Raw genomic sequence first — 8,833 nt, 5'->3', positions numbered from 1 at the left:
TGATGGCCCGGATCGAGCGACACGAACAGAAAGAGCAGAACCCCCAGCAACCCACCGGCTGCGATCACCAGCCTGCCGCACTGGCCCTGACCGCATAACCCCCGAAGGATTTACGGAGCGGACCACTTAGCTGTGGGGATGACGTCCCCTGTCTCCCTCGGTACGTGGCCGACCCCGCTGGAGGCCGCACCTCGCCTCGCCGCCCGTCTGGGGCTGGCCGACCTGTGGTTCAAGCGCGACGACCTCGGTGGGCTCGGCGGAGGCGGCAACAAGATCCGTAAACTGCGGTACACCTGCGCCGAGGCCCTCGCCGCCGGCGCCAGCATGGTGATCACCTCGGGCGCACCGCAGAGCAACCACGCGCGGCTGACCGCTGCGGCGGCCGGGCGGCTCGGTCTCGCCTGCGTGCTGGTGCTCGCCGGTCCGCCCGTGCGGGACCGGCGCGGCAACCTGCTCCTCGACGAGCTGGCCGGCGCGGAGATCGTCTGGAGCGGGGACCGGCCGCTCGCCGAGGTGGTGGCGGTCGAGGCGGAGAGACGCTCGGCGTACGTCATTCCGTTCGGTGGCACCTCGCCGACGTCGCTGGCGGGCTACGTGGACTGTGGCCGGGAGCTGCGCGCCCAGGTGCCGGACATCGACGGGGTCGAGGTCGTGGTGGCGGTCGGCTCCGGCGGAATGATGGCCGGACTGGTCCGTGAGCTGGGTGCCGAGCGGGTGGTCGGCGTGGACACCGGCGCGTTGCCCGACGCTCGTGCCGCCGTCGCCGGGCTGCTCGTCGGCCAGGTCGAGCCGGCCGCGTTGCGCATCGACGGATCGCAGGTGGGTGCGGGCTACGGCACGCTCACCGACGCCGTGCGGGCGGCCCTGCGGACGACCGCCCGCGAGGAGGGCGTGTTCCTGGATCCGACGTACACCGGCCGGGCGATGGCGGCGCTGCTGGCCGGCAGCTTCCCGCACGGCGACAGGGTGGTCTTTCTGCACAGCGGTGGCCTGCCGGGGTTGTTCGGGCATCCCGAGCTGTCAGCCTGACGTCACCGCTGCTGTCGGGGGGAGCGCAGGGTGGCGCCGGGGGCGCAGCAGGCGTCGCCGCGCCAGGCGTCGCGTCCCTCCTTGACCGCGACCGTGGCGATGACGAGGGCGGCGGTCGGGTCGGCCCACCACCAGCCGAACAGCGAGTTGACCGCCAGCCCGCCCAGCGGGCACCGCGGAGAGATAGGTGCACAGGAGGGTCTGCCGGGAGTCGGCGACGGCCGGGGCCGATCCGAGTTCGCGTCCGGCGCGGCGCGTTCCCGGCGCTCGTGGTCCGGGCCGGAGAACTGCCAGGCGACAGCGGCGGCCGAGGCCACCTTGATGATGGGTCCGAAGCCCCTCCCACCCGGACCGGGCGACGCCCCGCGGCAGGTCGACCCGCGCGGAGGGCGCGAGACCGCGACGATCAGTTGCTGGTCGCCCGGTACCGATCCCAGGCCCGGACCAGTTGCAGTCGACTGTTGATACCGAGCTTGTGGTAGATCGACCGCAGTTGGGTGTCCACCGTGTGGAAGGAGACGAAGAGGCTCCCGGCCGCCTCCCTCTTGGTGGCGCCCGTGGCGAGGAGCTCGGCGACCCGCTCCTCGGCGGGGGTGAGTGCGCCGACCCGCCGCCGCTGGTCGTGTGGGGCGGCAGCGAGCGCGGCGCAACGGGCGTCGGCGATCAGCTGGTCACCGGGAGCGCCGATCCGGGCGTAGAGCGCGGCCGCCTCGTGGGCGGCCTCCCGGGCCTCCGCCGGGCGCAGCCCGGGGTTGTTCGCGAGGTCGAGTAACGCGTCGGCCAGCGCCGGCCACGCGGCGGTGGTGCGCAGGCCGCCGACCGCCGACCGCAGCGCGTCCGGATCGCCGTCGAGCAGGCCCCTGGTCTGATCGGCCAGAGCGCGCCACAGCGCGACGGGGGTACGCGCGGCCACCCGCCCGACCAGTTCGGTGACCCGGCGGGCGGCGTGCGGGTCGTCGGCGGCCACGGCCGCGCGTACCAGCCGGGGGCCGAACTGCGGCACGGGTAGCAGGGGTCGCACCGACCGGTGCAGATCGGCCACGACCTGACCGAGCGTCCGCGCCGGCTCGCCGAGGACGGGATCACGGACGGCGACACACCGGGCGGCCGTCCACATCGTACTGTCGGGCCAGTTTTGTGGCGCGGCGGAGGCGCGCAGGACGGCGCGCGCGGCGTCGGCCTCGCCACGCCGGTAGCGGACCTCGGCGACCACGGCGACCAGCAGCGCACGTACCTCGTGATCGATGTCCGGAGATCCGAGGGTGATGGCGGCCAGCGCGGCCGCCTCCGGCAGCTCTCCCACGGCGACCATGCGCAGGCAGTCCAGGGCGGTCAGCCTGCTGCTCGCCGCGGTGCCGGGCGGGGCCGTGTCGATGAACGCCTGGCGGATCGCCGTTCGCGCGTCCTCGTGCCGGCCGAGGCAGAGCGTGACGAGGATCCGCTCGGCCCGGATCGACGCGGCGTCGCGACGGACCGCCGGTGCGTCGAGGGCCAGGGCCGCCAGCACGGCATCGGCTCCCGGTAGGTCACCGTACGACAGTGAGCGGGCGGCCCGGCCGACGGCGAGGTGGCGCGCCGACGAGGCGTCACCCGCCGCCGCGTGCGCGGTACCGGCGTCGCGCAGCAGGGCGTCGGCATCCGGGTGTCCGGTACGCGCCGCGACGACGGCGACCATCGCGAGCAGGGTGCTCCGGCTGCGGGCGTCCTCCAGCGGTCGCGCCAGCGCGTCCCGCAGAGCGGTGAGGACGACCGACGGTCGCTCTCCGGCGGCGACCTCCGCGAGGCGACCGAGCAGGCGGCGACGGTCAGGATCCCCGCCACGGTTCGCGGCGATCCGCGCTGTCAGCACGGCCAGGGCCTGCGCCCCACGCCCGGCGAGGCGGAGCTGGTCCGCGGCCGCGTCCGGTACGGCGTCGAAGGGTGAATCGGACAATGGCCTTCTCCCCGGTGGTAACCCGGCCCGTTGAAATGCCGTCCTGCGACCGAGCCTAATCAGGGCGGCAGCGGCGGGCGGCCGGATCGACGAACCAGCGGGCGTGGCCGGCAACCGACAGCCACGGTGCGACGAATCGTCCACGTCGTCCGTGATATCGCGCGCCGCTATGGCGCGATCACGTGATGTGGGGTCGCCGGTGCACCCCAGATCATCGGGTGACAGGACCTGCGACAGGAGGCCGTCGTGACGCCGATCGACACCGTGCCGCGGATCCGCCCGGCGCGGACCGACCTTCCCGGCCGACACCGGCTGCGGGTCGTACTGCTCGCGTTCGTGCTGCTGGCGATTACCGGTGCGGGCGGACACGCGCCGCCGTGGACCCGGCTGGTGCTGGCCGCGACCGCGGTGGCCGTTCCGGCGGCGGTCGCCATCCAGTACGGCTGGTCCACGGTTGGCGCCCTGCTGGGGATGCCTCCCCGGCCACGCTCGCGCGGCGGCGCCGTCCCCGCACCGAATCCGATCCGCTCGGAGTAAGGAGTCAGCGACCATGGCGAACAACGATCCCCAACCGCGACGCGGCGACGAGGGGGCGGCTCCCTTCGCGGGCCGTAACGTCGAGGTGGAACGGCAGAATCCGGATCTCCTGGTGCCGCCGACGACCGACAGTCGCTTGGTGCCCAACCTGAAGTTCTCGTTCTCCCAGGCGCACACCCGGGTGGAGCGCGGCGGCTGGACCCGTGAGGTCACCGTCCGGGACCTGCCGATCGCCACCACGATGGCGGGGGTCCAGTTCGGACTGGAGCCCGGCGCGTACCGGGAGATCCACTGGCATCAGCAGTCCGAGTGGGCGTACATGCTCAGCGGCAGTTGCCGGATCAGCGCGGTCGACCACGAGGGACGCAACTTCATCGAGGACGTCAAGGCGGGCGACCTGTGGTTCTTTCCGCAGGGGGTGCCGCACAACATCCAGGCGCTGGACGACGGCGCGCAGTTCCTGCTGGTCTTCGACGACGGCGCCTTCTCGGAGAACAACACGTTCCTGCTCAGCGACTTTTTCGCGCACACGCCCCGGCACGTGCTGGCGAAGAACTTCGGTTGGACGGCGGATCAGATGGAGAACCTGCCCGAGCGGGAGAAGTACATCTTCCAGGGCGACGTCCCGCCGCCCCTGCAACAGGACCGGGTGATCAGCCCGACCGGCGACATCCCGCGAAGCTTCAAACACCGGATGCTCGCGCAGACCCCGCAGCGGTTCCGTGGTGGAACGGTCCGGATCACCGACTCGACGAACTTCGCCGCGTCCACCACGACCGCCGCCGCCCTCGTGGAGGTCGAGCCCGGGGGGATGCGGGAGCTGCACTGGCATCCGACCACCGACGAGTGGCAGTACTACATCTCGGGCACCGGACGGATGGGCGTGTTCGCGTCCCAGGCCGCCGCTCGGACGTTCGACTTCCAGGCCGGCGACGTCGGCTACGTCCCCTTCGCGTACGGCCACTACATCGAGAACACCGGTGACGAGCCGCTGGTGTTCCTGGAGATGTTCAAGTATCCCCGGTTCGAGGACATCTCGGTGATGCAGTGGTTGGCGAACACGCCCCACGAGATCGTCGCCGACACGATCAACGTGCAGAAGTCGATCGTCGACGGATTGCCGACGATGAAACAGGTGGTGATCTGAGTCCGGCCGCCCGCCGCCGGACGGGCGGCCGGACGGTGCGTCAGCCGCCGGTGGGTGCCGGGGAGCTGGGAGCCGTGGCGGGCCGGCGGCGTCGCGACACCGCGCCCACGACGACGTCGAGGACGAGGAAGGCAAGCAGGGTCAGCCCGAACACCGGCAGCGCCCAGCCGATCGCCACGGTCACCGGTACGCCGACCAGCGGCGTCCAGAGCGGCAGACGTCGTACGCCGCCACGGGCGGGCGGCCTGCCGGCGAGGGCGCGCCGGTCGACGCGGGTGGGTCGGCGCTGCCACCACATCCGGTAGCCCCAGACGACGACGCAGAGCAGCCCGAGGGCGAGCGCCGCGAGCAGGATCTGGTTGACCGGGCCAAAGAGGACGCCCATGTGGGCCTGGACGCCGAGGCCGCTGAGTTTCGCCAGCAGGGGCCAGTCGGCGAAGTCGCTGCGGGCGGTGACCGCACCGCCGGCCGGGTCGACGGCGACGCGGTCCTTGGCGACCGGCCAGGTGTTGTCGATCTGCGCGACGGTCCAGGCCGAGCCGGTTTCCTGTGCCGGAGTTATCTCGACCGGGCCGGCGAGGCCGGCCGCGCGGGCGGACGTGAGGACCCGGTCGAAGGCCGCCGACTCGACCACACCGCCCGCCCCGGCCGCGCTGTGCTCGTGGCCGCCGCCGGGATCGGCCGGGACGCCGGTGAGGCTGGTAGAGATCACCGGAGTACGCGCATCGAGCGCGTCGAGGCCGGCGCCGAAGTTCGCCCCGGCGTAGCGGGACCAGGTCAGCCCGGTGGCCGAGAGGAAGAGCAGGCCGACGGTGAGCAAGATGCCCGTGGTGGCGTGCCATCCCCGGGTACGGCGGACGCCCCTGCCGGCGGACAGATCCGGCACGAGCAGGTGCCGGGCGGTGCCCCGGGAGGCGCTGCGCCGACGCCACCAGAGGATGACACCGCCGAGCGCGAGCACCCAGAGCCAGCTCGCGGCCAGCTCGGAGTAGTGCCGGCCCGCCACCCCCAGGTGCAGGTTGCGGTGCAGGTCGTCCAGCCAGGTGGTGGCCGGTGTGGAGCCGAACCAGGTGGTCAGCTGTCCGTTGACCTGCGCGGTGTACGGGTCGACGTAGACGGTGTGCTGCTTCTCGCCCAGCTCGGGCAGGGAGAACACCACCTCGGTGGTCCGGTCGCCGGTCCCGGGCCGCACCGAGGCGATGCTGCCGTCGGTGTGCGCGTTCCGGGCGGTGCCGACCTGGTCGGCCAGCGGGAGTGGACGTTCACCCACCTGGGCGACGGTCAACTGGTCGTCGTAGAGCACGCCGTCGAGTTGCGGGGTGACCGTGTAGGCCAGGCCGGTCAACGCGGCGACCACCAGGAACGGGGCGACGAGGATTCCGGCGTAGAAGTGCAGCCGCAGCAGCAGCGCGCCGAACGGTGACGTACGCGGGGCCGGTCGTGGCGGTGCTTCGGCGGTCGTGGCGTGGTCCGGCGGTGGCGTGCCGGACACCTCGGTGAGAGACATGGTGATCCGATCGGGATAGTCGGGGCGAGAGCTTCGGTGGTTTCCCGCCGTCCTCAGCGGCGGGTCGCGCGCCGCAGTAGGAGCCCGGCCACCACCACGGCGAGGACGGCCAGCGCCGCGCCGGCGAGACGTACGCCGGCACTCGATCCGCCACCGGGCTGCACCGCGGCGGCGGGCGGAGCCGGCGTCGAAGCGTCCCGGACCGGCGCGGCGGTCGACGTGGGATCGGCCACCGTGAACGGATACGACCCCTGCGCCGGGTGCCCGTCGGCGGAGACGACCCGGTAGCCGACGGTGTACGTCCCGTTCGGCAGCGGGCCGGTCACCCGGACCGTGCTCGTCGCGCCGACGACCACCGGATCGCCGGTGGGAATCTTTTGCCGGGTGGCGTCGGTGAGCACGCTGGTGGTGAAGGCGGGGTCGAGCCGTCTCATGAATTCGAGCGTGACCTCGACCGGCGCGCTCGGCAGGGTCGCGTCCCGGGCCGGCGTCGACGACCGCAGGCTGTTGTGCGCCCAGGCCGGCGCGGCCGGGACGAGCAACGCCACGAGGACGGTGAGTACGGCCGCGCCGAGCCGGTTGGCGTGCCTCATCCGAGCACCTGCTCGCCGATCCATCCGTCCGGTGGACATCCGGGCGGGATGGCGAAGACGGCGGACCCGATCGGGGTGGTCCACTCGTTGAGCAGGTCCCGGTCGGCGAGTCGGCGCTGGATGGGCAGGAACTGTCGGGCGATGTCGGCCTGGTACGAGGTGAAGATCAAGCCGCTGTCGGCCTGGCCCTCCGCCGTCGGGACCGCGTCGTAGTTGTAGGGCCGACGCAGGATCTTCAGCCGGTCATCGGTGACGTGCGCGCGGGTGAGGTGGGAGAAGTCGGGGATGACGGTCAGCCCGTCGGGGCCGGTCGCGGCGAAGTCGGGTGCGTCGTGTTCGGCGGTGCCGGTGAGGGGTGCACCGGTGTCCAGGCGTCGGCCGACGGCGAGTTCCCGGTCGGCGCGGCCGAGCAGGTCCCAGGTCTCCATGTTCATGCTGATGCGTCGTACGACGAGGGTGGTGCTGTCGCGCAGCCACGCGGGCCCGTCGGCGATCCAGACGGCGCGGTCCGCCGGTGTCCCGGGCCGGGGGTTGGCGGTGCCGTCCAGTTGACCGAACAGGTTGCGTTGGGTGTGGCCGCCCGGCTCGACGCCGGGGCCGCGTCGGAAGCCCTGCTGTACCCAGCGGACGGTGGCGAAGGGTCGGCTGTCCTTGAGCAGGACGCGTTGGGTGTGGGCGACGGTGAGCGCGTCGTCCGCGCAGATCTGGAGCAGCAGGTCACCACCGGACCAGGCCGGCTGGAGCCGGTCGATGCGGAACGAGGGCAGGTCGGCCACGGATGGCGGCCGACGGTCGTCGACGCCGGCTGCCCGGAACAGGCCGGGGCCGAAACCGAAGGTCACGGTCAGCCGCGCGGGCAGCAGGCCGAGTTCGGCCTCGGTGTCGGCCAGTGCGGGTTGACCCTGGGTGAGACGTGCGGCGTCGTCGGTGAGCAGACGCAGCAGCCGACCCAGCGCAGCCCGGTCGGTCTCGGGCCGCAGGGTGAGCGCGACGAACGACGCGTGGGCCGGTGGTTCGGTGGTCACCCCGGACTGGCGTGGCCCGTGGAACGGCTCGACCGAGGTGCCGACCGCGCTCGCCAGGGCGACCTCGGCCGGCCGCCCGTCGCGGTGACCGGAGCGTTCGGCGGCGGCTACCGCGGTCAGCGCGCCTCCGGCGGCAACGGCCCCGCCGGTGAGCAGGCCGCGCCTGCTCACCGGTCGGGAGGTCGGGTTGCGGGTCATGCGGCCGGGCTCATGCTCGTCTCCGGCATCGGGCTGGCCCCGTGACCGGGCGCGTAGCTCTCCTGCGCGCCGGTGAACGGCTTGGCCACCGCGGTGAACGTCTGGTTCCGGCCGTCGGCGAACGTGAGTGTGACGGCCAGTTCGTCGCCGGCCCGTACCGGCTGCCTCACGTTCATCAGCATCAGGTGGTCGCCTCCGGGTTCGAGGACGTGGGTGCTCCTCGCCTTGATCACGATGCCGCCCGGCTTGGCCCGCATGACCATCTTCCCGTCCTTCATGGTCATTTCGTGCAGCTCCATGGGCGACACCTCGGTGGCGGCGCCGGTGATCGTGACATCGGTGTCGGTCTCGTTGACCAGGGTGCCGAACGCCGCCGTCATGCCCGTGTCGGCGGCTTTCACCCAGGGGTCGCGCACGCCGACGACACCTACGGCGGCGCTCGTCGACGCCGCGACCGCCGGACCGGCAGCGGGGGACGACGAGGCGTCTCCACACGCCACGACGCCGGCCGACAGGAGTGCCCCGGCGGCGAGGACGGCGACCGCGCGACGACGCCGTGCGGTGGTGGTGGTGCTGGGCATGAATGTTCCCCTCACTGGCGGGCCTGGCGTCTGTCAGGTCGGCCACGTCGAGCGAAAAGTTCCCACCCGCCCCGAGCCCGGGCCCTGGACCCGCGCACGTTCACGCTCGACACGATCATGGACGCCCACCGGCTGGTCGCCGGCGGCACCGGCGCCGGAAAGGTCATCATCGACATCGACGGCTGATCCCTGAGCGGACCGAGGTGGCGATGACGGCGGAGGGACCAGCGGGGGTGCGGCCGCGGCTCGACCTGGCGCAGATCGTCACCCTGATCGGTGCGGA

At 72.7% G+C, this 8,833-nt stretch carries 8 protein-coding genes and 1 pseudogene; 3 read left to right on the top strand and 6 right to left on the bottom strand.

The features are described 5' to 3' along the window. Window positions 1–138: 138 nt before the first annotated feature. Window positions 139–1,029 (top strand): pyridoxal-phosphate dependent enzyme, encoded by an 891-nt coding sequence (locus tag F8271_RS27875; RefSeq protein WP_151492822.1) that lies wholly within the window; start codon window positions 139–141, stop codon window positions 1,027–1,029. A 2-nt stretch (window positions 1,030–1,031) separates the two neighbouring features. Here the strand turns inward: F8271_RS27875 and F8271_RS27870 are convergent. Both F8271_RS27870 and F8271_RS27865 read right to left on the bottom strand, forming a co-directional pair. After that, a pseudogene (locus tag F8271_RS27870) lies at window positions 1,032–1,373 on the bottom strand (cobalt transporter); the annotation flags it as partial. A 62-nt stretch (window positions 1,374–1,435) separates the two neighbouring features. After that, window positions 1,436–2,962 carry a helix-turn-helix transcriptional regulator gene (locus F8271_RS27865; RefSeq protein ID WP_151492821.1) on the bottom strand — a complete coding sequence of 509 codons (1,527 nt, stop codon included), beginning with the start codon at window positions 2,960–2,962 and terminating at the stop codon, window positions 1,436–1,438. Between the two features lie 246 nt (window positions 2,963–3,208). Here F8271_RS27865 and F8271_RS27860 point away from each other — a divergent pair, with 246 nt between their 5' ends. Then, entirely contained in the window at window positions 3,209–3,499 is a 291-nt protein-coding gene (locus tag F8271_RS27860) for a hypothetical protein (RefSeq protein ID WP_151492820.1), read from the top strand. Window positions 3,500–3,512: 13 nt separating this feature from the next. Then, the gene (locus tag F8271_RS27855; RefSeq protein ID WP_151492819.1) at window positions 3,513–4,646 is read left to right on the top strand and encodes a cupin domain-containing protein; all 1,134 of its coding nucleotides are present in this window, start codon (window positions 3,513–3,515) and stop codon (window positions 4,644–4,646) included. A gap of 40 nt (window positions 4,647–4,686) precedes the next feature. On the opposite strand, the gene F8271_RS27850 is transcribed toward F8271_RS27855, so the two are convergent. Genes F8271_RS27850 through F8271_RS27835 form a run of 4 tightly spaced genes read right to left on the bottom strand, consistent with a single transcriptional unit; the run spans window position 4,687 to window position 8,550 of the window. Continuing rightward, on the bottom strand, window positions 4,687–6,153 hold the full coding sequence (locus F8271_RS27850; RefSeq protein ID WP_151492818.1) for a PepSY domain-containing protein: 1,467 nt from the start codon (window positions 6,151–6,153) through the stop codon (window positions 4,687–4,689). A 53-nt stretch (window positions 6,154–6,206) separates the two neighbouring features. After that, the gene (locus F8271_RS27845) at window positions 6,207–6,746 is read right to left on the bottom strand and encodes a copper resistance CopC family protein (protein ID WP_151492817.1); all 540 of its coding nucleotides are present in this window, start codon (window positions 6,744–6,746) and stop codon (window positions 6,207–6,209) included. After that, window positions 6,743–7,942 (bottom strand): Dyp-type peroxidase, encoded by a 1,200-nt coding sequence (locus F8271_RS27840; protein WP_370461982.1) that lies wholly within the window; start codon window positions 7,940–7,942, stop codon window positions 6,743–6,745. The genes F8271_RS27845 and F8271_RS27840 overlap by 4 nt, the downstream gene beginning before the upstream one ends. 23 nt (window positions 7,943–7,965) lie before the next feature. After that, entirely contained in the window at window positions 7,966–8,550 is a 585-nt protein-coding gene (locus F8271_RS27835) for a copper chaperone PCu(A)C (RefSeq protein WP_151492815.1), read from the bottom strand. Between the last annotated feature and the right edge of the window lie 283 nt (window positions 8,551–8,833).

The organism is Micromonospora sp. ALFpr18c (genome assembly GCF_008868155.1).
Taxonomy (GTDB): Bacteria; Actinomycetota; Actinomycetes; order Mycobacteriales; family Micromonosporaceae; genus Micromonospora.
The sequence above is the reverse complement of the archived record's forward strand: the minus strand, read 5'-3'. Positions and strand labels throughout refer to the sequence as shown.